Origin of the sequence: Shewanella aestuarii, assembly GCF_011765625.1 — a bacterium.
Classification (GTDB): Bacteria; Pseudomonadota; Gammaproteobacteria; order Enterobacterales; family Shewanellaceae; genus Shewanella; species Shewanella aestuarii_A.
In genome coordinates, this window is sequence record NZ_CP050313.1 from 2,020,750 (window position 1) to 2,046,938 (window position 26,189).

Consider the following 26,189-nt stretch of genomic DNA (forward strand, 5'->3'; position numbering starts at 1 on the left):
GGCGCTCGTTTAAAGAATAAAAGCTAACAATTATTCGTTAGAATTATCAGTTGCAGACACATCGCCAGTATCAGCTACCACAGTATTTGTGCTATCCGATTCCAAAGTAATTGGTTGACCGTTTTCGTCTAATTCATCATCTGATTGAATTTCGTCAATTCGTTGTAAGCCAACTACTTTTTCATCTTCAGCAGTACGAATTATGGTCACACCTTGAGTGTTTCGACCAATGATTGATACGCCATCAGCAGGTGTACGAACCAAAGTGCCTTTATTACTGATCAACATGATTTCATCGTTATCACCAACTTGTACCGCACCAACAACAGCACCGTTTCGTTCGCTTACCTTAATTGAAACCACACCTTTCGTACCACGGCTCTTAGCAGGATACTCATTTAATTCAGTACGCTTACCATAACCGTTTTCAGTCACGGTTAAGATAGCGCCATCACCTTTTGGTACGATCAAAGAGACTACTTTTTGTCCATCTTCAAGCTTGATTCCACGGACACCTGTAGCTGTACGACCCATAGGACGAAGCGCTACGATTTCTTCACCTGATTCAGGATCAATTTTAGCTTCGCCGGTTTCAGAATCACGTGCTTTCTCGTTAAAGCGGACGACTTTACCTTCATTAGAGAACAACATGATGTCATCACTACCTTCAGTGATAGCAACACCAATTAGCTGGTCACCCTCTTTAAGATTCACCGCAATAATACCGTTTGCACGAGGATTGCTGTAAGCCGTTAGCGCGGTTTTCTTCACGGTACCGTCAGCAGTCGCCATAATAATATACTTATCATCAGCATATTCACGTACCGGTAAAATTGCGGTAATGCGCTCACCTTCAGACAATGGTAATAAGTTAACAATGGGTCGACCACGAGCAGTACGGCTAGCAAGTGGTAATTGATACACTTTTAACCAATACATTTTACCAAAGTCAGAGAAGCACAAGATGGTATCGTGAGTATTGGCAACCAGAAGTTTCTCAACAAAATCTTCATCTTTTACTTTCGTTGCTGCTTTACCTTTACCACCACGACGCTGTGCCTGATAATCAGACAGTGGTTGATACTTGGCATACCCTAAGTGAGAAAGGGTCACAACAACATCTTCTTCAGTGATTAAGTCTTCAAGACTCATGTCAATTTCATTGGCATTGATGACAGTGCGACGTTCATCACCATATTGCTCTAAAATCTCTTCCAATTCTTCTTTGATGACTTCCATCAAACGTTCAGGACTACGAAGAATATGTAAAAGACCAGCAATAAAAACTAATAACTCTTCATACTCGGCTAGGATCTTGTCATGTTCTAAACCAGTTAGACGGTGTAAACGGAGTTCAAGAATCGCTTGCGCTTGTTGTTCAGTTAAATAGTACTGTCCATCTCGGATCCCATATTCGGGTTCTAACCACTCTGGACGAGCTGCATCATCGCCTGCTTTTTCAAGCATGCCTTGTACATGACCAAGTGCCCAACCTTGAGCAATTAATTTCGCTTTTGCTTCCGCTGGGGTTGGCGAGGCTTTAATTAACGCAATGATAGGATCGATGTTAGCAAGTGCAATCGCTAATGCTTCAAGGATATGAGCACGTTCACGAGCTTTACGTAATTCGAAAACGGTACGACGAGTTACCACTTCACGGCGATGAAGAATGAAACACTCAAGCATTTCTTTTAGGTTGAATAACTTAGGCTGGCCGTTGGTTAATGCCACCATGTTAATACCAAAAGAGCACTGCATTTGAGTTTGAGCGTACAGGTTATTAAGCACAACCTCGCCTACTTCACCTCGCTTGATCTCGATAACAATTCGCATACCGTCTTTATCAGACTCATCACGCAAACCGCTAATACCTTCAATTTTTTTATCTTTAACTAACTCAGCAATTTTCTCAATTAAACGAGCTTTGTTCACTTGGTATGGAATTTCGTGAACAATGATACGTTCGCGGCCATTCTCTTCCGTTTCAATTTCAGCCTTTGAACGCATAATTGCGCGACCACGACCCGTTTTGTAGGCATCAATAATGCCTTTACGACCGTTAATCGATGCTGCTGTTGGAAAGTCTGGTCCAGGAATATATTCCATTAGCTGTTCGATCGATAAGCTTGGCTCATCAATTAATGCTAAACAACCTTTGACAATTTCACTTAAGTTGTGTGGCGGAATATTGGTCGCCATACCTACCGCAATACCTGATGAACCATTGATTAATAGGTTAGGTACACGAGTTGGTAAAACCGCCGGGATCATTTCAGTGCCATCATAGTTAGGCACAAAGTCTACGGTTTCTTTTTCTAAGTCAGCTAACAATGAGTGCGCCAACTTTTCCATGCGGATTTCGGTATAACGCATTGCCGCTGCGGAATCACCATCAACCGAACCAAAGTTACCTTGGCCGTCAACTAAGGTGTAGCGTAACGAGAATGGCTGCGCCATACGAACAATGGTGTCATAAACTGCAGTGTCACCATGCGGGTGATACTTACCAATAACGTCACCGACAACACGAGCGGATTTTTTATATGGTTTGTTCCAATCGTTTTTGAGTTCGCTCATGGCGAATAATACGCGGCGATGTACCGGCTTCAAGCCGTCACGCACGTCAGGTAATGCACGTCCAACAATTACACTCATAGCGTAATCGAGGTACGAATTCTTTAGTTCGTCTTCAATGTTAATTGGCGAAATAGATGAAGCCAGATCAGTCATAAACTGCGCGTTCCCCTGAAAATGAGCTAACGATTGTTATTCCATAAAATCGTCATGCTTTAAAACGTGATTTGGCATTCTAACACAGATAAATATTGTCGCCAGAGTTAACGCGAATCAAATTGAACAATCGATTAAAAAATTACTAAGGTATTAATTGTATTATAGGTTTATCTATTATCGATTCCTTTTTGCTTTACCTTAACTTTATTTACAGCATTTTTTGAATAGCATTTAAACAATTTGAAAGCGCGTTTGATTATTTTGCGAGCATCTACGCTGAATTATTATTTAAAAGCCCAGTTAAATGTTATTCGCTTCTCTATTAAATATTGCTCTAGTCGTTATAATGGCGGCAATCGAATAATCTTAGGTTACAGCTATGTCTACAGAATCCTCTTCACCTATCAATGTCGACCCACAAGAAATTGCTAAATTTGAAGCAATGGCACAAACATGGTGGAACCCCAACGGTGAATTCAAACCATTACACCAACTGAATCCATTAAGGTTAAATTACATCGACCAAACTGCTGGCGGTATTTTTGATAAGAAGGTATTAGATGTAGGCTGTGGCGGTGGAATTTTATCTGAAAGCATGGCTAAAATTGGTGCTCATGTTGATGGAATTGATATGGGTAATGAGCCATTAGAAATTGCGCGTTTACATGCATTAGAAAGCCAAGTGAGCGTAAATTATCTAAAAACAACTGCTGAAGATCACAGTAAAACTCATCAAGCACATTATGATGTTGTTACTTGTATGGAAATGCTTGAACACGTGCCTGATCCATTATCCGTTATTAAAGCCTGTTGCGATATGGTAAAACCCAATGGTTATGTGTTTTTTTCAACGATTAATCGTAACTGGATGTCATATCTGCAAACCATAGTTGGCGCTGAATACTTACTAAAGATATTACCCGTTGGCACCCATGACCACAGTAAATTTATTAGGCCGTCTGAATTAATGTCGTTAGTCGATAAAACGGATTTGCTATGTAAAGATGCACTGGGTATTGCCTATAACCCAATCAATGGGGTGTTTAAGTATACCAAAAGTGTAGAAGTGAACTACATGATAGCGACCCAAAAGATTGATTGATCTTTATTCTTAACCGATTTAACGAGGCCAGTGTGCAGCAATATAATATCAAAGCGATTTTATTTGATCTTGACGGTACATTGGCCGATACGGCCCCCGATTTAGTTCATGCCCTTAATTTAAGTTTACTTGAATCAGGTTTGCCTTCTACTGACTACCATAAAGTTTGCCATGCGGTAACTCATGGTAGTTTAGCGTTAGTCAAAGCTGCCCAACCTCAATTAGCAGAATCACAGCAAAAACAGCTTCAGCAAGCTTTGTTACGTCATTACACTCATATCAATGGGCATAAAAGTATCTTGTACCCAAAAATGGCTGAACTGCTTGACCATTTGGATTCTGTAGGTATGCCGTACGGTGTGGTAACAAATAAACATGCTTCTTTTGCCAGACCATTGGTTGCCAAATTGGGCTTAACTCACCGTTTGAAATCTTTAATCAGTGGCGACAGCACTATTCATCCAAAACCACATAAAGCGCCAATGCTTTTAGCTGCGCAACAGTTAAATACACTGCCTAAACATATCTTATATCTAGGTGATGCAGAGCGCGATATTGTTGCGGCTAACAATGCCAATATGATTGCTGGTGCTGCCCATTGGGGTTATTTATCCGCAACCGATTCACCGACATCATGGCCAGCAGATTTGCATTTTGCTTCGAGTGAATCGCTGTATGAATACATATTCAAAGCCGTAAAATCAATTTAGCCAGTTACATTTGCGGTCATAGTTTTGGCTAACATCAGATTTGATAAAAGATCAATCTAAAGATTCACCTCAAATTTCGATCGCTGATTTTTTTTGCGATCAATTTAACATTAAAAATAGCTCAAAGATTCATCATCCTGTAGAAAAGCTATATAAATTTGGGCTCTAGGGTTAGCTTTCACTAACACTGAAAAATATCCTCAACTTATCCACAAGATATTAAAAAAATTGTGGCTTGCAATATGCGCTCAACCTCACTATCTTGTATGTTAGATTTTAAATAACACCATATCTTGTGTGTCAAATGCAATCACAGACACTACAAAGACACAATTTGTTTTTGTAGACTTAAGCTGAACGGGTTACTTCATCAAGCAAATAACATCGTCGCCGTAAATGCTTCGCAATGATTGTTTTTACAAGGGAACGTAAGCGTGATTACTGTCGATCGTCATCATGTATAGACGCAAGCAATCACTACAATAGATATAATCAAGGCCTCTCTTCAATGAATAGCAATATGACTGTCACTAAACGTAGTGGCGAGCGTGAAACCATCGATTTAGACAAAATTCATCGCGTGATCACTTGGGCTGCCAAGGGATTAAAAAATGTCTCAGTATCTGAAGTAGAACTGAGATCGCATTTACAGTTTTTTGATGGGATCCCCACTGAAGCCATACATGAAACCATCATAAAAGCCGCGGCAGATTTAATTTCACCTGAAGCACCTGACTATCAGTTTGTTGCAGCACGATTAGCTATTTTCCATTTACGCAAAAAAGCATTTGGCCAATTTGAGCCGCCTAAACTTTACGACCATATCACCCGCCTAGTTGAAATGGGCAAGTATGATATGCATCTCCTTGCCGATTACTCTCGTGAAGAGATCGACACCTTAGATAGCTATATTGACCATTGGCGTGATATGAACTTCTCCTATGCTGCCGTTAAGCAACTAGAAGGTAAATATTTAGTTCAAAACCGTGTTACCCACGAAGTTTATGAAAGTGCTCAGTTTTTATATATTTTAGTTGCTGCATGCTTGTTTGCTAAGTACCCCAAAGACACTCGTTTGAAGTACATCAAAGATTTTTATGATGCCACTTCAACCTTTAAAATTTCCTTACCTACGCCAATCATGGCAGGGGTGCGCACGCCAACACGTCAATTTAGCTCTTGTGTATTAATTGAGTGTGATGACAGCTTAGATTCAATCAATGCTACCGCATCCTCAATTGTTAAGTATGTCAGTCAGCGTGCAGGTATTGGCATTAATGCCGGCCGTATTCGAGCCTTAGGGAGTCCAATTCGTGGCGGTGAAGCATTCCACACTGGTTGCTTACCTTTTTATAAATATTTCCAAACCGCGGTTAAGTCTTGTTCACAAGGCGGTGTTCGCGGTGGTGCGGCCACCCTGTTCTATCCTTTATGGCACTTAGAAGTCGAGTCTTTATTGGTACTAAAGAACAACCGCGGTGTTGAAGACAACCGTGTCCGTCATCTTGATTACGGTGTGCAATTAAATAAATTAATGTATCAGCGCTTGATCAAAGGCGGTGATATTAGCTTGTTTAGCCCATCAGATGTACCAGGCTTATACGATGCCTTCTTTGAAGATCAAGTTGAGTTTGAACGTTTGTATTTACAATATGAACAAGATCCAAGCATCCGTAAGAAGAAAATTAAAGCTGTAGAGCTATTTTCACTGATGATGCAAGAACGTGCTTCAACAGGTCGTATCTACATTCAAAACGTCGACCACTGTAATACACACAGCCCGTTTGATTCAAAAGTCGCTCCAATTAAGCAGTCCAATTTATGTTTAGAGATTGCGCTACCGACCAAACCATTAACCAACATTGATGATCCAAATGGTGAAATCGCGCTATGTACTTTATCTGCACTTAACCTTGGTGCAATAAAAGATCTTAACGAGCTTGAGCCTTTAGCTGAACTTGCAGTACGTGCATTAGATAACTTATTGGATTATCAAGATTATCCGATAATCTCTGCCAAACTGGGTTCAATGAATCGCCGCACCTTAGGTATCGGTGTGATTAACTTTGCTAACTACTTGGCCAAAAATGGCATGAAATATTCAGACGGTTCAGCAAACAATCTAACCCATAAAACATTTGAAGCCATTCAGTTTTACTTGTTAAAAGCTTCAATGACATTAGCCAAAGAACAAGGCGCATGTCCGCTATTTCACGAAACCACCTACTCTCAAGGTATTTTGCCAATAGATACCTACAAGCGTGATTTGGACAAAATATGTGATGAGCCTTTGCACCTGGATTGGGAAACATTACGTAGTGATATTAAACAATACGGTTTACGTAATTCGACTTTATCTGCATTAATGCCGTCTGAAACGTCATCACAAATTTCAAACGCAACCAATGGTATTGAACCTCCACGCGGCTTAATCAGTGTTAAAGCCAGTAAAGATGGCCAATTGAAGCAGGTCGTTCCAGATTTTGACACCTTAAAAGATCAATACGAGTTACTTTGGAACATGCCAAATAACGATGGGTATCTGCAACTTGTTGGCATTATGCAAAAGTTTGTTGACCAAGCAATTTCAGCAAACACTAACTATGACCCCACAAAATTTGAGAACCGTAAAGTACCAATGCAAACCCTATTAAAGGATTTATTAGGTGCTTACAAATTAGGTGTTAAAACACTTTACTATCACAACACCCGTGATGGAGCTTCTGATCAACTTGACGATATCACCACAGTTGAAAAAGAAGATGAAGGTTGTGAAGGCGGCGCTTGTAAGATTTAACCTCAAACAGGTTTTGCGTTGAATGGAAAGTTTTATGCGGGGGATTACCCCCGCTATTTTGGGATACATGAACAATGGCTTATTCTACATTTTGTCAAATATCTAATGATGCCACCAAAGAACCAATGTTTTTTGGTCAAAGTGTCAATGTTGCTCGCTATGACCAACAGAAATATGAAGTTTTTGAAAAGTTAATTGAAAAACAATTATCTTTTTTCTGGCGTCCTGAAGAAGTCGATGTCAGTCGTGATAAAATTGACTATTCAAGTTTGCCAGATCATGAAAAGCACATTTTCATTTCTAACCTGAAATATCAAACATTACTTGATTCCATTCAAGGGCGTTCACCAAACGTGGCATTTTTGCCTTTGGTATCACTACCAGAGTTAGAAACGTGGATTGAAACATGGTCATTCTCTGAAACCATCCACTCTCGCTCATATACTCACATCATTCGAAATATTGTTAACGATCCTTCAGTGGTGTTTGACGATATCGTCGAAAATGAGCACATACTAAAACGTGCTAGTGATATTGCTAAGTACTACGATGATTTAATTACCTTAACTCAGGTATTCAATCTTCATGGTGAAGGTACGCATCTGATTAATGGTGTAGAAGTCACTGTTAGCCAGCGTATTTTAAAAAAATCACTTTATCTTTGTATGATGTCGGTTAATGCACTCGAAGCGATCCGCTTCTATGTCAGCTTTGCTTGTTCATTTGCTTTTGCTGAGCGTCGCTTAATGGAAGGTAACGCTAAAATCATCCGTCTAATTGCCCGAGATGAAGCATTACATTTAAATGGCACTCAACATATTTTATCCTTAATGCAAGCTGGCAAGGATGATCCTGAAATGGCGGAAATTGCCATTGAGTGCTATTCAGATTCTTATGATTTATTTGTAAAAGCCGCAGAACAAGAAAAGGAATGGGCAAAGTACTTATTTAAAGATGGTTCAATGATTGGATTAAATGAACAGATTTTATGTCAGTATGTTGAATACATCACTAACCAGCGCATGAAAGCCGTTGGCTTACCACTACCCTATGACGAGCAATCCAACCCATTGCCATGGATGAAAAACTGGTTAGAAAGCGATGCGGTACAAGTTGCACCACAAGAAGTTGAAGTATCTTCCTATCTTGTTGGTCAAATCGATTCATCTGTAGACAGCGATGAGTTTTCAGACTTTGACCTATAAACACTTCTTTATAAAAGCGCCGATTGTCAGTTTAAGCGGCCAACCGGCTATCTTATTTGATGGTAAGCAACACACCTTGCTTGAGGCGCTTGAGTTTAAGAAAGTGAAGGTATTTTCAGAGTGCCGCAATGGTTTTTGCGGCGCTTGTAAGACACAGGTTATTTCAGGTGAAGTTAGTTATATTAAACAACCGATAGCGGATCTTGAGGCCAATGAATGCCTACCCTGTTGCTGTATTCCTAAAACCGATGTTAATTTGGCATTACCTACAGACAACCTGCAATTAGTGACACGTAAAGTGAGAGCTAATGGTGAGGCAACCAAACATCAAAATAGTTCAACACTCAACACCGTCAATCTAGAAAAAGCATAACCAAGCAAGATTAACAACATACAAAACAATATTTTAGGCCAAATCAAAAATATTCATTAATTTATCCCTAAATACCGCCCTCTCCTTCAATAATTTGCTTTAGCCTAGAGCATCACCAAGGTAGAACTTGTCCATTTGAATGCCTAAACACACCCGTTTGCGACATATCTAAATCATCGATCAATTGAAGCAAACGACTGGCGCATTCAGTTGAAGATATATCACCACCATAATTAACCATCTCAGTTTGCACATAACCTGGATGGTAAATACCCACCGCAATGTTTCTAGGCGCTAAATCAATACTGAGTGACATTGAAGCTGCGTTTAAAGCGGCTTTAGACATACGATAACCATAACGTCCACCAGAGCCATTGTCAGCAATAGAGCCCATTCTTGACGTTATCATCGCCACTTTACTGCCTTCGTTAAGCTGAGCTTGTAACGCATGTACCACTCTAAGGGGCGCCAGTGCATTGACTTCATATTGAGCACGTAATGTATCTAAATTGAATTTAGCTAAATTCTCATCACGCAAAATACCAGCATTGCAAACTAGCACATCAATATTGATATTATTCAAGGCCATAGTCATAGCATCAATACCGCTTTGCTCGGTCACATCAATGCCAGTGATCACCTTACCATTCATTTCGGCTAATTCAGCAGATGACTGGCGACATAACGCATAAACCGTATCACCTTGACGACTAAATGCTTTGGCTAAAGCCAAACCAATACCTCGATTTGCACCGGTAATAACAATATTTTTTGGCATAGTGTTCTCTTTCAATCGATTCAACATCAATCCTAAATAGTGCCACAATTGAGCAAAGTAAAACAAATTCACTTTGAAAATGTTTCATCATTCACATTGAAGTTTACTGGCTTAACCAAGGGTTTATGCGTAAAGTAATTACATAAGATGTAATAAAAGGATTGTGCCTTATGTCATCCGCTTTTAAGTCTACTTCCGACCCTATTAGTGCACCAACAGATATCAAAGCCCACCAAAATCTCTGGCATGAGCGCATGTTAGGTGAAGTTAAACAGCGTAGAAACGATCACCGCAGCCCATTTCAACGAGACAGAGCACGTATTTTACATTCTGCGGCTTTTCGTCGCCTGCAAGCTAAAACCCAAGTGCTTGGTATTGGCATGAATGATTTTTACCGCACAAGATTGACTCATTCGTTAGAGGTTTCACAAATCGGTACCGGTATTGCGGCTCAATTAAGACGTAAATACCCACAACTTAAGTATTTATTAGATTCAATGAGTTTAATTGAATCCTTATGTTTAGCCCATGATATCGGTCATCCTCCTTTCGGGCACGGTGGTGAAATCGCGCTGCATTATATGATGCGTGATCACGGTGGCTTTGAAGGAAACGGCCAAACCTTTAGAATATTAACTCGCCTTGAGCCCTATACTCCTTCATGGGGTATGAACTTAACTCGCAGAACCTTATTAGGCGTCTTAAAATATCCTGCGCCGTTTTCGCAGCTAGTCATTGATACCAATCAAAAACCAGTGAATAACCATCGTCAACTAAAACCATCTGAATGGCCGGCAGTCAAAGGTATTTTTGATGACGATAAGCCAATTTTAGAGTGGGTGCTTTCAAGCTTAACTGATAATGATAAACAGCTGATCATGCGCAGTGAACAAACTGATACACCGCCGAATTACCCACATTTGAAAACAATATATAAATCATTAGATTGTTCGATTATGGAATTGGCCGATGACATAGCTTATGCAGTGCATGATCTTGAAGATGCGATTGTGATGGAGATTGTTAATCGAGGTCAATGGCAAGCTTATGTTGTCGAACAACTGCAATCGATCAATGATGTTTGGCTTAAAGCTGAAATTCTTAAAATCGGTGATAAATTATTTTCCTATGAACATCACCTGAGAAAAGATGCCATAGGAACCTTAGTCAATGCGTTTGTGACTGCAATTAATATTAAAACGAAACCAGAGTTCAATGAACACTTACTAAAATATCATGCAGAGTTAGAAGCCGATTTTGCACTAGCTTTACATGTACTCAAGCAGTTTGTGTATAAGTTTGTGATCCGTAAGCCTGAAATACAAATGCTGGAATATAAAGGCCAACAAATTGTAATGGAACTATTTGAAGCCTTTGCCTCAGATCCTGAACGCCTGTTACCCCTCAATACCGCTGAACGTTGGTCAAATGCAGCTACAGAAGATAACAATCCAATGCGCGTACTAGCCGATTACATATCGGGAATGACAGATGAATTTGCAGCAAAGCTACATCAACAATTGTTCAGTTCTAAAACCACAGCGATTTTAGATTTAAGCCGCGAACTATGATTTACTAACATAAAAAAGCCAAGTTCAGATTAATACTAAACTTGGCTTTTAAATTAGCTGGATCGATTTAGTTTAGCTTTGGTTTTTGCCCCCAAGACTTAACAAAATAGCGCAAGGGTATTTGCGACACTAACATACCTGCTAGCATCAAAGCACAGCCCATTAACGCTTTTGAATCTAACGTCTCGCCTAAAATCATAATGCCACCAATGGCCGCAAATACGGTTTCTAAGCTTAAAATAATTGCCACGTGTGCAGGATGCGCATTCTTTTGTGCCACAACCTGAAGTGTATAACCGACCCCGACAGAGATTAAACCAGAATAAGCTAAAGCTGCCCAGGCTAAACCAATATTAGCAATCTCGGTAGTTTCTATGGCCAATGACACCATAATGCTTAAAAGACCACAGAAGATAAATTGCAACTGAGAAAGTAATATAGGCGAATGTTTACGGGCAAAATGATCGATGATTAGAATATGTATCGCCCAAAAACAAGCCCCCATAAGCTGTAACAGGTCGCCAAAGCCTATGGTCATGTCATCTTTAACACTCAGTAAGAACAGCCCTATAACGGCAATCGCACAGCCAAGCCAAGTATTAATCCCTGTTTGATGTTTTAGAATCAACCCAAAAACAGGCACCAAAACAATATAAAGACCGGTAATAAAACCCGCATTTGCCGCGGTAGTGTAGAGCAAACCAACTTGCTGAAAAGAAGCGGCAATAAACAACACACAACCGGCACTGATTGACGCTATCATCAAAGACCGTGGGGCACCAATTAACAGCTTTTTACGTTTTGCAAAAAACCATAACAGGGGCGCTAAGCTGAGAGCTCCTATCAAAAATCGCAAGCCATTAAACATAAATGGTGCTAAATGATCCATTCCCAAGGCTTGCGCTACAAACCCTAAGCCCCAAATAGCAGCCGTAAGTAATAACAGTAAATTGGCAACCACAATTGTTCTCAACTCAATATTAGAAAAGCCGAGAGTACGGAAGTTATTTGCTAAGCTCAAGTGATATAGATAGAAAACTATTTCTTTGCCATTCGCATAACATGCGTTAGCCTACTTATAAGATATTTCATTAGTTGTTACTTATGCATTTGAATGATTTTATTGTGCGATTTCAGTTACAAGTACTATCAGTGAATAATATTACTTCAGCACCAGATCACTTCCCCGGCAGAGAGGCAGCTGTATTGATCCCTATTCAAGAGATTAATCAGCAAATTCATATCCTATTAACTAAAAGACCCATGCATTTACGTCATCACCCCGGGCAGATTAGTTTTCCGGGTGGTAAATTTGAGCCACAAGATATTGATGCCATTGATACCGCACTGCGTGAAGCTGAAGAAGAAATTGGACTCGCACGCCACAACGTAGAAATATTGGGGACATTCCCATCACATAAAACCTTAACCGGATTTGAAATCACTCCCGTTGTTGGGGTGGTAAGGCAGCCTTTCGAACTAAAAATAGACCCTGGCGAAGTGGATAGTTGCTTTAGTGTGCCATTAAGTTTTTTTAAGCAAACCGCTAATCGCCATCAAGCGGAACACTGGCGAAAAGGCATACCCTATAAGGTGCATTTTATGCCTTATCAAGACAAGTTTATTTGGGGGTTACGGCGGCAATTATTGATTTACTTTGCCGCCATTTAGAAGATTAATTAATTAGAGCCACAACTTTTTAGCGTTTAGTTATACAGTTTTTGTAAATATTCATTAGCTACTGCAGACCAAGTAAATCGTTGTTTCGCTGCATTATGGCTAACATGGTTATATTCATCTGATCCGTGTAAATCCAAAACCTCAGAAAATCGTTTAATTAAATTCAATCCTTGTTCCACTAAACTGTCACCATTAAATATCCAGCCAGTGACATTATTATCAATGGTATCTTTCAAGCCGCCAACACCATGTACCAAGCATGGCTGCCAGCGCGCATGGCAAGCATCTGACTAATGCCGCACGGTTCAAACGTAAGCGTCTGCCCAAAGGCACATACCGCTTACTATGCTGTTGATTTATTTTGTTCCCATGTTTTATTGGGAGATACATAATGAAAACCTTTCGTAATAAACAGCAGTGGCAAGAGCTCGTTCTTGCGCAGCAGCAAAGCGGCTTAAATATCAGTGCTTATTGCCGCAAACATAAATTATCCACATCGAGCTTTTATGCCCACAAAAAGCGCTTGGCATCAACTGAGGGCGCTTTCGTCTGCGCCCAAATCTCACAACATAAAGTCATTGAGCATCAAGTGACTCAACTCGAACTCGCGCCGCCAAACGTTGCTATCACATTAGAACTCGCTCATGCCAAATTGCACTTGCCTCACTCAGTCTCGCCGAGTTTTCTTGCGCAATTATTGCGAGAGCTTGCGCCATGAAGATGTTTATCGACCCACCTGCCATTTATTTACATCGTGATGCCGTTGATTTTCGTAAATCCATTGATGGCCTTGTGGCGATTGTTGAACAAGAATTCGCCCATGATGCTTATACTGGCGCACTATTCGTGTTTTGTAATAAGGCTAAAAATAAACTCAAATTGCTGTATTGGGATAAAACGGGATTTGCCCTGTGGTATAAGCGCTTGGAGAAGCAAAGATTTAAATGGCCCAGTAAAGTTGACCGCCAAGCCTACAGCTTAACCGAGCAGCAGCTTTCATGGTTGTTATCAGGCTTTGATGTGATTGGGCATCAATCACTTAACTATCAATCTTTAGCTTAAATGAGACAAATAAGGGCGATCGTTTTGCAGTGAAGGATCGTTGACACTACCCCTGACATGGATTAATGCTTAACCCCTTATTTGGCTTGCTATTTCTGATACACTGCGGGCATGAAAACCTTGCCCCATGAATTACCTGACGACCCAGCACAACTCAAGCAAATGCTGCTTGAGTTGCAGCAAACGTTGGCCGAAAAAGATGCCCTGATTGCCGAGCAAAGTGCACAAATTCATGACTTACTAGTCCAATACAACGCTAAGCTCGCCAGAGAATTTGCTAAAAAATCAGAGAAACTGCCTGGCGCGGGGGAAGTCTTTAATGAAGCAGAAGCTGAATTAGGTACAGAACAAGTCGATACCCTTGATGCGCAAGATAAAGCGCTACTTACAGAGCTACCGACGCTTGATAAATCATTAGAGCAACCCAAGCGAAAGCCATTGCCAGTTGAACTTCCTCGTGAAGAGGTCGTTGTTGATATTGATGAAGCCGACAAATACTGTGATTGTTGCCAAGGGGCGCTGCATCAAATGGGGCAAAGTTGTAGCGAGACGCTGGAATTTGTCCCCGCGCACATCAAGGTAATAAAAACCATTCGACCGAAATATGCTTGTCGTCAATGTGAGCAGCAAGGTGTTAAGGTCGCGATAAAAACTGCGCCCATGCCTGCAACGCCTATCCCAAAAAGCATGGCAACGCCAAGTTTGCTTAGTCATATCATCACCTGCAAATATCAGTTTGGCTTGCCTTTATATCGCCAAGAAACCCTATTTTCTGATATTGGTGTTATGCTCAATCGCAAGACCATGTCGAGTTGGATGATACGCTGCGCCGATTTACTTGAGCCTTTATATCAACGCCTGAAAGTCAGTTTACTAGCGCAAGACATTATCCATGCGGATGAAACCCCGCTTAAGGTATTAAAAGCCGATAAACCGACTAGCTACATGTGGTTATATTGCTGTGGTGATGATGCTCCCAAGGGCAACACTAACATCGTACTCTATGATTATCACAACAGCCGTGCAGGCCAATGTGCCGTTGACTTTCTTGCGGGTTTTTCTGGTTATCTGCAAGTGGACGGTTATCAAGCTTACGCCCAAACCGATGCGACCTTGGTAGCTTGTTTGGCGCATATTCGTCGTAAATTTATCGAAGCTAAAGGGAATAACAAAAAAACAGGCAAAGCTGATGTAGCATTAAACCTTATCGGTAAACTTTATGGCATAGAGCAACAGATTAAAGGTAAATCTGCTGATGATAAATATGCCATAAGGCAGCAAAAATCCAAGATTATCATCGATGAACTTCATCAATGGCTATTACAGCATCAAGATAAAATCCCCCCGAAAATGGCATTAGGTAAAGCCATCATTTATGCGCTGAATCAATTTGAAAAGTTCAGGCGCTACTTAGATGATGGCCGATTAAGTATCGACAACAACCGCGCCGAACGGGCGATAAAACCCTTTGTGATAGGTCGCAAGGCATGGCTATTTTCAAATACACCGCATGGTGCACGTGCCAGCGCAATCCTTTACAGTCTCATCGAAACGGCGAAGGCCAACGACCTAGTCGTACATGAGTATATCGCTAATTGCCTGCAAGGCTTGGCGGATAACCCAAGTGATGTTGAGCTTTTACTACCATGGAATATAAAGCAAAGGTAAATGGCTAGGTGTATTTGCCTAGACGAACGAAATAGTGCTGACAAACCATTTTCGACATCTTCAAGCCAAAGAGGGATCGCTTCTCTCAGCTTATTGATACCTACTGGCGCAACCAATCCATATTCACTGACCAAACCACGTATTTGATTTGCTTTGGAGGATTTTTGCACCATCAGTTTATCCCTGATCCGATGCATAGACTGAATGTCTTGTTGCCGATTTGATTTTACACATACAAATCGCATGTTCGGGCGGCTCATGGCTTCGCAAATTGCCTCTGCGTCAATCGCATCATTCTTATTGCTCTTTACATAAGGCTTAACAAACTGAGCATGTATAATTTTGACTTTATAACCCCGTTTTTGTAACTCTCTTCCCCAATAGTGCGACGAACCACACGCTTCCATCGCAACTTCTGCACCTTGAGGCACTTTGTCTGTGATGGCATTCAGCCACTTGGTTCGAGAGTATTTACCTTTCCACTGCCGTTCTCCAAATCTATCAACTGCGTGGACATGAAAAACAGACTTTGCAATATCAACACCGACTCTAGTGATCTGACTCATGGGCTTCTCCTGATTTGAATATTGGTAACTCATCATATTGACCAAAAAAAGGTCAACAATTCAAGTTGAGGAGGAGTCCATCCCATTGCTTACGTTCAAACGAACTTGGCATTAAAAATAAATCGCCTTGGCGATAAAGCGTATTCGATAATGTCTCATCATAACCATTAACAAATAAAAAGTTACTGTATTTGGCAGCAATAGACTGCACAGCTTTGGCTATGTGCTTGTCGCCACTGCCCAGTAAAATAAATATCCCTTGTGGCTGTTGACGGGCCAATATGATTAACAAGCCTTCCAAAACCGATTTACCAGAGAGTGCAGGTTCTACATCATCTGGTAAATGTTGCAATAAAATAAGCACTTTTTGCTCGGTTAATCTTCCAACTGAAGTCATTAAAAACGGCCAGCAATGATTGGTGGTGCTTGCATCAGACGATGACTGGTTATGTTGTTGCTGTATAAGTTGCCATTTACATTGATTGATACGACTTAATGCAATGCTATCTACTGCTGACACCACATCCGTTTTTGCCTGCCAAGCTAGCAGCGCATTTTCAGCATCCACCAACAAATCAACAGAGGATATCTTGGGTTGTTCAGATTCAATTTTTGGCATATTTTCATACATACAGCCATTAATAATGCCAATAACGCAGCCCATTTCTGCCTTGGCTTTTAAATCAGCTTCAAGCCCTTCTCCACCAAAAAATCCTTTTTGATAATCAGAACTTTTTAACACTTCTTCAGCGTAAGTGGTTGACACAAGATGTACTTTATCACTCAGTACAACTCCCATCCGCATCGGATTGATACAATTAGTGTATCTTGGATCAAACACACTAGTATTTGCGATTGGCAATAGCGTTGATACATATTGTGGAAACCAATGACAAAATGATGACTCATCACCTGAATAAGGTCTGATCCCCTGTAAAGCCAAGTTATGGATGGTAAAAATACAAGGCATACATATTTTGCAAAGCGCTAAACTCTGTGACACAACTTCGTAGCATGGCCACCATAGCCGCGTGCCAATCATGAAGATGCATTACATCATAATGATTGAGCAAATTATTCTTAAGTGCCGTTGCGACACTTAACGAAAACAAAGCAAATTTTGTCGCATCTTGTGCAAATGGTCTGTCTGGCGAGCCATTACAGTAAACTTGCCCCTGATGATTAAAATAGGGATGTTCAAATAAATATATTAATGGATCAGATGAGGTTATCTGATCATGACCGCTAAATTGATGCTTAGCTTCTGGTCGACGCATCACATAGATAATCACTTTTTCAGCTTTACCAGCAAAGTGTATCGCAACTTCAGTCAAGTACTTGGCATGGTATTGCTGAGCCAAAAAGCCATAATTGGGCATAGCGACATCAGCAATAACGCCTACCTCACTTAAAGCTGGTGGTAAATCACGGATAACATCAGCCATTCCGCCGACTTTTGCACCTTTGAGGGCATCGTTTTCTGCCGCCACTAATAACACCCGTTTATGACCTTGTTGGCTCATTTTTATTCCTTATTCATAACCGACAGCTAAACCCAACATTTTGCGGGTCACTAACGTAACGCCTTTTTCTGACACCCTAAAACCACGAGCTCTATCTTGATCTTGGTTGTAACCAATAATCATACCTTCGGGAATAATGCAGCCGCGATCAATAATCGAATTTTGAATTTTACAGTTTTTCAGCACCACCACATCGGGCAGTAAAACTGAATCTTTGACAGACGAGTATGAACACACTCTGACTTCATCAAACAGCACACTGCGTTTAACTTTTGCGCCAGAAATAATACAGCCTCCAGAAACAATCGAATCGACAGCCATTCCTCGTCTATCTTCATCATCAAAAACAAACTTAGCTGGAGGTAATTGCTCCTGATACGTCCAAATTGGCCACTTAGCATCGTATAGGTTCAATGCCGGAGTTGGCGAAAGTAGTTCCATATTGGCTTGAAAGAAAGAGTCTAAGGTACCCACATCACGCCAATAGGCAGGTTGATCTGGTACGGCACTGGTGAATGGGTAGGCAAATACGTTAGCATCTTTAATTATTGATGGGATAATATCTTTACCAAAATCACGGTCTGAGTGTTCATTATTGGCATCTTTTTTTAATTGATCAAAAAGAAACTTAGTATTGAACACGTAGTTGCCCATTGAAGCTAAACAGTTTTCAGAGTTACCCGGCACGGTTTTCGGATTAGCTGGTTTTTCTTCAAAACCTATAACACGATTATTTTCATCAACTTCCATCACCCCAAATGCTCCAGCAGCCTCTGCTACTGGAGTTTCAAGACAACAAACCGTCATGTCGGCACCGGATTCCGCATGCGCAGCCAGTAAGCCCGCATAATCCATACGATAAACATGATCACCAGATAAAATCATCACATATTTAGGGATTTCGTGGCGAATAATATCAATATTTTGAAATACGGCATCAGCAGTTCCTTCATACCAATTACCTGAAGTTTGTTGTGATGCAGGTAAAATCTCAACTGACTCACCTAATTCCTTTTTAAAGTGGCCCCAACCACGAGTAACATGACGAATAAGGGAGTGAGACTTGTACTGAGTAACCACACCAACACGGCGGATCCCCGAGTTAATACAGTTGGATAATGGAAAATCAATAATTCTAAATTTACCCCCAAAATATAATGCAGGCTTGGCACGCCAATCCGTCAACTCATATAACCTTGACCCACGTCCACCAGCAAGAATAATGGCATAAGTATCCCGAGTTAAATTACTAATATATCGAACGTTACTCATAAGTTTTGACTCCAATAAACCCATCATTGAGTTATATAAACAAGCAATTAACACGACACGCTAAGTATTTAGGTTGGATGCAACACATCCATGTCGTTATTTTTTCATCCAAATTTCGTCGCGGTAGCCAGCTATTGTGTTGTCACTTGAAAACCTACCACTGCAGGCAGTATTTCTGATGCTGATTTTTTGCCATTTTTCTTGATTTAAATAGGTTGCAGCAACCGCTTCTTGTGCCAAGCGATAACTGTCAAAATCAGCCGCTGTCATCCATTGATCATGGGGCTCTTTAATGGAGGCAATAATATGGTCAAATATGCCTGGCTCCACTAGGTTAAAATGACCGCTACTTAGCATGTCCATTACCCCGGTTAAGGCTGCTGATTGATTGATGATTTGCTGTGGATTGTAGTGTGATTTAGTTTGGCTAACTTGCTCGGCATTTAAGCCAAATAAGAAGAAGTTGTCTTCGCCGACTTCCTCTAACATTTCAATATTCGCACCATCTAACGTACCAATAGTTAATGCGCCATTCATCATAAACTTCATGTTGCCCGTGCCAGAGGCCTCTTTACCTGCTGTCGAGATTTGCTCTGACAAGTCAGTACCTGGGCAGATTTTTTCCATGGCACTCACGTTGTAATTAGGTAAAAACGCCATGCGTAAATAAGGCGTCACTTGCGGATCAGAATTGACCATATGAGCAACATTGTTGGCCAATTTAATAATTTGCTTTGCCATGGCATAACCCGGTGCAGCTTTACCGCCAATCAATACGCAACGCGGTACCATCCCCTGAGTATCACCATTTAAAATCCGGCGATATAAATGGATAACATGGAGAATATTCAGTAATTGACGCTTATATTCATGAATACGTTTTACTTGTACGTCAAACATCATTTTAGGGTCAAACTCAACCTGACATTGCTGTTTAACAAACGCAGCTAAGGCTTGTTTGTTCGCCAGTTTGATTTCAGCCCACTCATTTACAAAGGCTTTATCACTGGTAAAAGCATTCAAAGCAGCAAGTTTAGTAAGGTCAGTCACCCACTCATCACCTAACCGCCGAGTGATAAGTGAAGATAACTTCGGATTACAATAGGCCAACCAACGTCTTGGGGTAACACCATTGGTTTTGTTATTGAATTTTTCAGGCCATAGTTGATAGAAGTCATTGAACAAACCACTTTTTAATAACTTAGTATGCAAACCTGCCACACCATTAACTGAAAAACTGGCAACTATGGCTAAATACGCCATGCGTATTTGCTGTTGTGGGCTTTCTTCAATAATTGACATATCGCGTAACTTTTGAATATCACCCGGCCAATGATGAGCCACTAACTCTAAATATCGAGCATTGATTTCAAAAATGATTTCGACGATCCGCGGTAACATGTTTTGCATCATGGCTAATGGCCAGCGCTCTAATGCCTCTGGTAATAAAGTATGGTTGGTGTAAGCCATACATTGGCTGGTGATATCCCACGCCTTATCCCAACCCAAGCCATATTTATCCATCAGTAAACGCATGAGCTCAGGCACAGCAATACTGGGATGCGTGTCATTTAATTGCATGACATTTTTTGCACTAAACTGGCTAAAGTCTTCACCATGATGGCTGACATAGCGATTGAGTAAATCTTGCAAACTGGCTGACGATAAGAAATATTGCTGTCTAAGACGTAATTCTTTGCCATTAACACTGGCATCATTAGGGTAAAGCACCATGGTAATTTGTTCAGCAAGGTTTTTAGTTGCCACGGCTTCCGCATAATCACCGTCATTAAATTCAGCTAAATCGAACTCATCATTTGCTTCGGCTTTCCATAAACGCAAGGTGTTAATGCGGCCATTATTAAAACCAGGAATGGGCATGTCGTAAGGAACAGCTAATACATTTTTGGTGTCTTTCCAAACATGCTGTCGCTTGCCGTCTTTGTCGACATAAGTTTCGGTATGGCCAAAAAATGGAACTGTGACAATACGATGCGGTAAACGTACTTCCCACGGATTGCCAAAACGTAACCAGCGATCGGGTTGTTCAACTTGATAACCATCAACAATTTTTTGCACAAACATGCCATATTGATAACGAATACCATAACCTGTAACCGATAAATCTAAACTGGCGCAGCTATCTAAAAAGCAGGCGGCTAAACGCCCTAAACCGCCATTGCCCAAGCCGGCATCGTTTTCTAACTCTTCAATCGATTCTAACTCGGTTGCATATTGATTCAGTATTGTTCGAGTTTCATCGGCTAAATTCAGGTTTAACAATGCATTACCAAGCGTCCTACCCATTAAAAACTCAAGCGATAAATAGGCAATTTGTTTTTGCTGATAGCTGTTGTCATTAAGTCTTGTTTGACGCCAGTTATCTAGCATCTGCTCTTTAACGCTTAAAGCGGTAGCATTAAACAGTTCATGCTTATCTTGCTCTCCTCGACATAAACCATAACGAATATGACGCGCAAACAAGGCTGGCAAACTGTCGCAAGGATCGCAAGGTCCTTCACCTTTCATAATAGGGCTTAACTGTTTGTCAGCTTGTTGCATGGCAAGGCTATCCGTTTTGCTTGCCTTAGGTGCTTTAGCAACTTTAGTGGATTTACTGCTTTTCGCATCTGCGCTAGTTTTAGTCTGCTTATTTGCAGATTTAGCTGCTGTGGATTTGGTCGTTTTAGCAGTTTTCGTCTCTTTGTTTGACTTACTGTCAGCTGCGGCCTTTTGTCGGCTGTTTTTTTCATTAGTGGTTGTCATTAAAGACTCCTCGTAAATTCGGTATGAAATAACATTAAACTGTGACTAATTAAGCGAATAGGCTGACCCGCTTGCAATACAGGTTCGACGGTTTGGGTATGTAGCAAGCAATGCCAGTGTTGTAAGTGAGCGATTTTCGGGAAGGTAAATTCATTGGCTTTATCGTCAGCATTGATCATCAGCAATAATGCAGCCGTATTCTCAGTTGCGGCGCCATCTGCCTCTGCTAAATTTCCGGTTAAAATGACACTTAAAGTGCGTGTTTGATATTCGCCCCATAAAGATTTTGTCATGGGTTCACCTTGACGACTAAACCAAGCTAAGCCGTTATCAAATAAGGCTTCTGGTTTATGAATAAAGGCTTGGTGGCATAAAATAGGAAACTTCTTCCGCAAACGAATAAGTTGCGCAGTAAAATTGACGAGATCCCAATCAATATTTTGCCAATCGAACCAACCTATGGGGTTATCTTGACAATAAGCGTTGTTGTTGCCGCGCTGAGTTTGGCTTGACTCATCGCCTGCCAACAACATAGGCACGCCTTGAGACAGCATTAAGCAGGTCAGTAAATTGCGCTTTTGTCGCTGACGAATTGCGTTTATTTGTGGGTCGTCACATTCGCCCTCGATGCCGTAATTGTGGCTACAATTTTCTTGGTGACCATCACGATTATCTTCACCATTGGCAAGATTATGTCTGTCGGTATATGTCACTAAATCATGCAGGCTAAAACCATCATGACTGGTGATAAAATTTATACTGGCTCCAGGACCACGGCCATTGTGTTCAAAGAAATCACTCGAACCATGAAAGCGCTTGGCAAACTCTGGTAATAATCCAGTGTCGCCACGCCAAAACCGGCGCATTGTGTCACGGTATCTATCGTTCCACTCACTAAATGCAACCGGATAATTACCTAATTGATAGCCTCCCGGACCAATATCCCAAGGCTCAGCGATTAATTTCACCGTACATAACACTGGGTCTTGGGTGATCGCATCAAAAAAACCACTACCAGGATCAAAACCATAGGCTTCACGGCCTAAACAACTGGCCAAGTCAAACCTGAATCCATCAACGCCCATTACTTCAACCCAGTAGCGCAGCGAATCCATGACTAACATCAACACTTGAGGATGGTTCAGGTTAAAGGTGTTGCCACAGCCAGTATCATTAATGTTAAAGCGCTTTTCATTGGGTAATAAGCGGTAATAACTGGCGTTATCTATACCTCTGAAGCTTAAGGTTTGTCCAAGGTGATTACCTTCTGCTGTATGGTTAAACACCACATCTAAAATAACCTCAATCCCAACGCTGTGTAGGCTTGACACCATCTGCCTAAACTCTGCGACATCTTTTTCAAAATCCGTTTCACCTGACAAATACGCGCTATGGGGTGTCATAAAACCAATACTGTTATAGCCCCAGTAATTATTAAGCTTTTTTTCAATTAAAAAGGGTTCATCGAAAAAAGCGTGTACCGGTAATAGCTCAACACTGGTAATGCCTAGGTGTTGCAAATAATCAAGCACAGGCTTTGATGCAAAACCTGCAAACGTTCCTCTGAGGTGTTCGGCAATGTCGCTATTTTGTTGGGTAAAGCCTTTTACGTGGGTTTCAAAAACTATGCTGCGTTCAAGTGGGATAGATAACGGCTCAATTGGAATACCTTTAGCAAAAGCCGGATCGATCACTTGGCACTTTGGTAAATAGGGCGCGCTATCTTGAGTATCAAATGACAAGTCTTCTTCAGTTGAATCTATGTCATAACCATATAGCGCACTGTGATAAATCAATTTACCGACAAGCTTTTTAGCGTAAGGATCTAGCAATAACTTGTGATGATTAAATCTATGACCTAATTGTGGTTGATAAGGACCAAATACCCGATAACCATAAAGTAGACCAGCTTGAGCACCCGCTAAATGACAGTGCCAGATCTGCCGAGTGCTAGCTTGCATTATGTATTGCGCAATTTCTGTTTTGCCTGTTGGGTCAAATATACACAGCACAACTTTAGTCGCATTAGCTGAAAACAAAGAAAAATTAACACCTTGCTCATCAATGGTTGCCCCTAACGGGTATGGATAACCTCGAGTCATTCGCATAAACATGCCCTCATCCATCGCCTCTTTTACGCTACTTAGCCAATTCTTGTGCATCAAGTGTTTCTGCTATGCCCCAGATTGAACAACCTAAGGGAGGCACGGTCACAACAATGCTGTGTGGCATGCTTTGCCAAGCTATTGATTCAGCCAACTGTGGCTCGCTATTAACCACGCCGCTACCACCATAGTGGCGATGATCACTGCTTAAATATTCGCTATATTCCGTCTTCTCGGGTACACCAACCCTAAAGTGGTGATAGACCTCAGGAGACATATTAACGATCACAACCAGATGCTGTTGCTTGTCTTTTGCAAAGCGGCAATACACCAAAACATTTGCGTCAGCATTGTCACAATCTAACCATTGAAAACCTTCATAATGATTATCAAGCTCATACAACGCAGGGTGTTGGCTATAAATTTGATTAAGATCTCTTACCCAATCTTGCACCCCTTGGTGCGGTGCATACTCTAATAGGTGCCAGTCTAAAGATTGGTTGTGATTCCACTCATTTCGCTGAGCAAACTCGTTCCCCATAAACAAGAGTTTCTTACCGGGATGCGACCACATATAGCCGTAGTAGGCTCGTAAAGTGGCGAACTTTTGCCAATCATCACCAGTTATTTTGTGCAGTAACGAGCCTTTACCATGAACAACTTCATCATGACTTAACGATAATATGAACTGCTCAGTAAAAGCATATACAAGGCTAAAAGTCAGTTCGCCATGGTGATAACGACGAAACAAGGGATCACAACTTAGATAAGCTAAGCTGTCGTTCATCCAACCCATGTTCCATTTGTACCCAAAACCTAAGCCTTTATTATCCGTTGATTGCGTCACTCCGGGCCATGCAGTTGATTCTTCTGCAATCATGTTAATGCCCGGAAAACATTGATACATCCGTGCATTAAGTTCTTGTAAAAAGCTGATGGCTTCAAGATTTTCTCGGCCGCCATATTGATTAGGTAGCCATTGCCCATGCTCACGACTGTAATCGAGATATAGCATTGAAGACACAGCATCTAGTCGTAAGCCATCAAAATGAAATTCAGCTAACCAATAATGGGCATTGCTTAATAAAAAGCTGCGCACTTCAGCGCGATCAAAGTTATAAATTAAGGTATCCCAGTCTGGATGCTCACCTTTGCGCGGGTCTTGATGTTCATACAAATGAGTCCCGTCAAATTGCACTAACCCATGGGGATCTTTAGGAAAATGTGCTGGTACCCAATCAAGTAATACCGCAATATCCTGTTGATGACAGGCATCAATGAAAGCTTTTAAGCCATTTGCATCACCAAAACGATATGTGGGTGCATAAAGACCTACTGGTTGATACCCCCATGAGCCATCAAAGGGATATTCACTGATGGGCATCAATTGTAAATGGGTAAAACCCATTTCTTTGGTATATGGCACTAGCTCAGCAATCAGTTGCTGATAGTCGGTATAACTTTGGCCATCATCCCCTGTTCGACGCCATGACGCCAACTGAACCTCATAAATCGACATGGGTTTATCATGAGATGTTAGTGTTTTTCTTTTGCTCAACCACTGACTATCTTGCCATTGGTAGACTTGTTTCGGTGGGATTTTTGAAGCGTTATCTGGTGATGGCTGCATACAAACCGCATAAGGGTCCGACTTAATCACACTGTCACCCTGACTATTTTTTATGGCAAATTTATAATGCTGTCCGGCTTCAACATCTGTAATAAAAATATCCCATAAACCACTCGCTGGATGCTTACGCATGATATGACGTCTACGATCCCAATGATTTAAATCACCTATCAAGGCAACAGATTGTGCATTGGGCGCCCAGACACAAAAATGAACGCCCTCCTTATTGTGATGTTTAAGCCAATTTGCACCTTGAAACGCGTAAGCTTGTAACTGACTTCCTTCATTAAACAGATATACATCTTGGTCATTTAAAGGGCTTGAATACTGATACGGGTCGTCAATATCTAGCTGACACAATGGATATTGCACCCTTAACACATAGTTGAATGGCTTAACTCTGCGCCCCATCTTGCCAGCAAATAGACCTTGCTCGTTGGCCATTTCAAGACTGGCTACTTTGCGACCATCTTTAACACTTATCACATCAACTGCGAGTGCATTTGGTAAATAGCATCTAACAATCAGTGCTTTACCATCATTAATACTGTGCATGCCTAATAACGAGAAAATATCTGAATACTCACCGTTTAACAGTGCAATATCGCTACCTTGGCTAAAATATGGATTGGCTACATTCATATCAAT

Annotated in this window: 19 protein-coding genes and 2 pseudogenes; 10 read left to right on the forward strand and 11 right to left on the reverse strand. The window is 41.1% G+C overall.

Annotated features, from left to right (window positions below):
- Positions 1-30: 30 nt before the first annotated feature.
- Complete coding sequence (gene gyrA, locus HBH39_RS09120) at positions 31-2,730, reverse strand: DNA gyrase subunit A (RefSeq protein WP_167677588.1); 2,700 nt, start codon at positions 2,728-2,730, stop codon at positions 31-33.
- Positions 2,731-3,112: 382 nt separating this feature from the next.
- Here gyrA and ubiG point away from each other — a divergent pair, with 382 nt between their 5' ends.
- From ubiG to yfaE, 5 genes are all read left to right on the forward strand, one after another.
- A complete protein-coding gene (gene ubiG / locus HBH39_RS09125; RefSeq protein ID WP_167677590.1) occupies positions 3,113-3,835 on the forward strand; it encodes a bifunctional 2-polyprenyl-6-hydroxyphenol methylase/3-demethylubiquinol 3-O-methyltransferase UbiG in 723 nt (240 codons plus the stop codon).
- 32 nt (positions 3,836-3,867) lie between these two features.
- A complete protein-coding gene (locus HBH39_RS09130) occupies positions 3,868-4,545 on the forward strand; it encodes an HAD family hydrolase (RefSeq protein ID WP_167677592.1) in 678 nt (225 codons plus the stop codon).
- A gap of 508 nt (positions 4,546-5,053) precedes the next feature.
- Positions 5,054-7,342: a class 1a ribonucleoside-diphosphate reductase subunit alpha gene (gene nrdA / locus HBH39_RS09135; protein ID WP_167677594.1), complete on the forward strand. Its 2,289-nt coding sequence runs from the start codon at positions 5,054-5,056 to the stop codon at positions 7,340-7,342.
- Positions 7,343-7,416: 74 nt separating this feature from the next.
- Positions 7,417-8,547, forward strand: a complete 1,131-nt coding sequence (gene nrdB / locus HBH39_RS09140; protein WP_167677596.1) for a class Ia ribonucleoside-diphosphate reductase subunit beta — start codon at positions 7,417-7,419, stop codon at positions 8,545-8,547.
- On the forward strand, positions 8,522-8,920 hold the full coding sequence (yfaE, locus tag HBH39_RS09145) for a class I ribonucleotide reductase maintenance protein YfaE (protein WP_167677598.1): 399 nt from the start codon (positions 8,522-8,524) through the stop codon (positions 8,918-8,920). The genes nrdB and yfaE overlap by 26 nt, the downstream gene beginning before the upstream one ends.
- A 112-nt stretch (positions 8,921-9,032) precedes the next feature.
- Here yfaE and HBH39_RS09150 read toward each other — a convergent pair whose 3' ends face one another.
- Entirely contained in the window at positions 9,033-9,698 is a 666-nt protein-coding gene (locus HBH39_RS09150) for an SDR family oxidoreductase (protein WP_167677600.1), read from the reverse strand.
- Positions 9,699-9,952: 254 nt separating this feature from the next.
- Between HBH39_RS09150 and HBH39_RS09155 the strand changes: the two genes are divergently transcribed.
- Positions 9,953-11,269: an anti-phage deoxyguanosine triphosphatase gene (locus tag HBH39_RS09155; RefSeq protein ID WP_244325791.1), complete on the forward strand. Its 1,317-nt coding sequence runs from the start codon at positions 9,953-9,955 to the stop codon at positions 11,267-11,269.
- 67 nt (positions 11,270-11,336) lie between these two features.
- Here the strand turns inward: HBH39_RS09155 and HBH39_RS09160 are convergent, their stop codons facing one another.
- Positions 11,337-12,230, reverse strand: coding sequence for a DMT family transporter (locus HBH39_RS09160; RefSeq protein ID WP_167680023.1), 894 nt, complete (start codon positions 12,228-12,230; stop codon positions 11,337-11,339).
- 143 nt (positions 12,231-12,373) lie between these two features.
- On the opposite strand from HBH39_RS09160, the pseudogene HBH39_RS09165 reads away from it, so the two are divergent.
- Positions 12,374-12,948 (forward strand): annotated as a pseudogene (locus tag HBH39_RS09165) (CoA pyrophosphatase).
- A gap of 27 nt (positions 12,949-12,975) precedes the next feature.
- Here HBH39_RS09165 and HBH39_RS09170 read toward each other — a convergent pair.
- Entirely contained in the window at positions 12,976-13,185 is a 210-nt protein-coding gene (locus HBH39_RS09170) for a glycogen synthase (RefSeq protein WP_167677604.1), read from the reverse strand.
- A gap of 155 nt (positions 13,186-13,340) precedes the next feature.
- On the opposite strand from HBH39_RS09170, the gene tnpA reads away from it, so the two are divergent.
- From tnpA to tnpC, 3 genes are all read left to right on the forward strand, one after another.
- The gene (gene tnpA, locus HBH39_RS09175) at positions 13,341-13,667 is read left to right on the forward strand and encodes an IS66 family insertion sequence element accessory protein TnpA (RefSeq protein ID WP_167675102.1); all 327 of its coding nucleotides are present in this window, start codon (positions 13,341-13,343) and stop codon (positions 13,665-13,667) included.
- Positions 13,664-14,011 (forward strand): IS66 family insertion sequence element accessory protein TnpB, encoded by a 348-nt coding sequence (gene tnpB / locus HBH39_RS09180; RefSeq protein ID WP_167675104.1) that lies wholly within the window; start codon positions 13,664-13,666, stop codon positions 14,009-14,011. Before tnpA ends, tnpB begins: the two co-directional genes overlap by 4 nt.
- 111 nt (positions 14,012-14,122) lie before the next feature.
- The gene (tnpC, locus tag HBH39_RS09185; protein ID WP_167677606.1) at positions 14,123-15,679 is read left to right on the forward strand and encodes an IS66 family transposase; all 1,557 of its coding nucleotides are present in this window, start codon (positions 14,123-14,125) and stop codon (positions 15,677-15,679) included.
- Positions 15,680-15,699: 20 nt separating this feature from the next.
- Here the strand turns inward: tnpC and HBH39_RS09190 are convergent.
- The 7 genes and pseudogenes from HBH39_RS09190 to glgB all read right to left on the reverse strand — a co-directional run.
- Positions 15,700-16,281, reverse strand: a pseudogene (locus HBH39_RS09190) (IS110 family transposase); the annotation flags it as partial.
- Positions 16,282-16,297: 16 nt separating this feature from the next.
- On the reverse strand, positions 16,298-17,215 hold the full coding sequence (locus tag HBH39_RS09195; RefSeq protein WP_167677608.1) for a glycogen/starch synthase: 918 nt from the start codon (positions 17,213-17,215) through the stop codon (positions 16,298-16,300).
- Complete coding sequence (locus HBH39_RS09200) at positions 17,190-17,768, reverse strand: glycogen/starch synthase (protein WP_167677610.1); 579 nt, start codon at positions 17,766-17,768, stop codon at positions 17,190-17,192. Before HBH39_RS09200 ends, HBH39_RS09195 begins: the two co-directional genes overlap by 26 nt.
- Positions 17,769-17,777: 9 nt before the next feature.
- Positions 17,778-19,040 carry a glucose-1-phosphate adenylyltransferase gene (gene glgC, locus HBH39_RS09205; protein ID WP_167677612.1) on the reverse strand — a complete coding sequence of 421 codons (1,263 nt, stop codon included), beginning with the start codon at positions 19,038-19,040 and terminating at the stop codon, positions 17,778-17,780.
- Positions 19,041-19,136: 96 nt separating this feature from the next.
- The gene (locus HBH39_RS09210) at positions 19,137-21,602 is read right to left on the reverse strand and encodes a glycogen/starch/alpha-glucan phosphorylase (RefSeq protein WP_167680024.1); all 2,466 of its coding nucleotides are present in this window, start codon (positions 21,600-21,602) and stop codon (positions 19,137-19,139) included.
- Between the two features lie 203 nt (positions 21,603-21,805).
- A complete protein-coding gene (glgX, locus tag HBH39_RS09215) occupies positions 21,806-23,914 on the reverse strand; it encodes a glycogen debranching protein GlgX (RefSeq protein ID WP_208764208.1) in 2,109 nt (702 codons plus the stop codon).
- Positions 23,915-23,945: 31 nt separating this feature from the next.
- On the reverse strand, positions 23,946-26,183 hold the full coding sequence (glgB, locus tag HBH39_RS09220) for a 1,4-alpha-glucan branching protein GlgB (protein ID WP_167677616.1): 2,238 nt from the start codon (positions 26,181-26,183) through the stop codon (positions 23,946-23,948).
- Between the last annotated feature and the right edge of the window lie 6 nt (positions 26,184-26,189).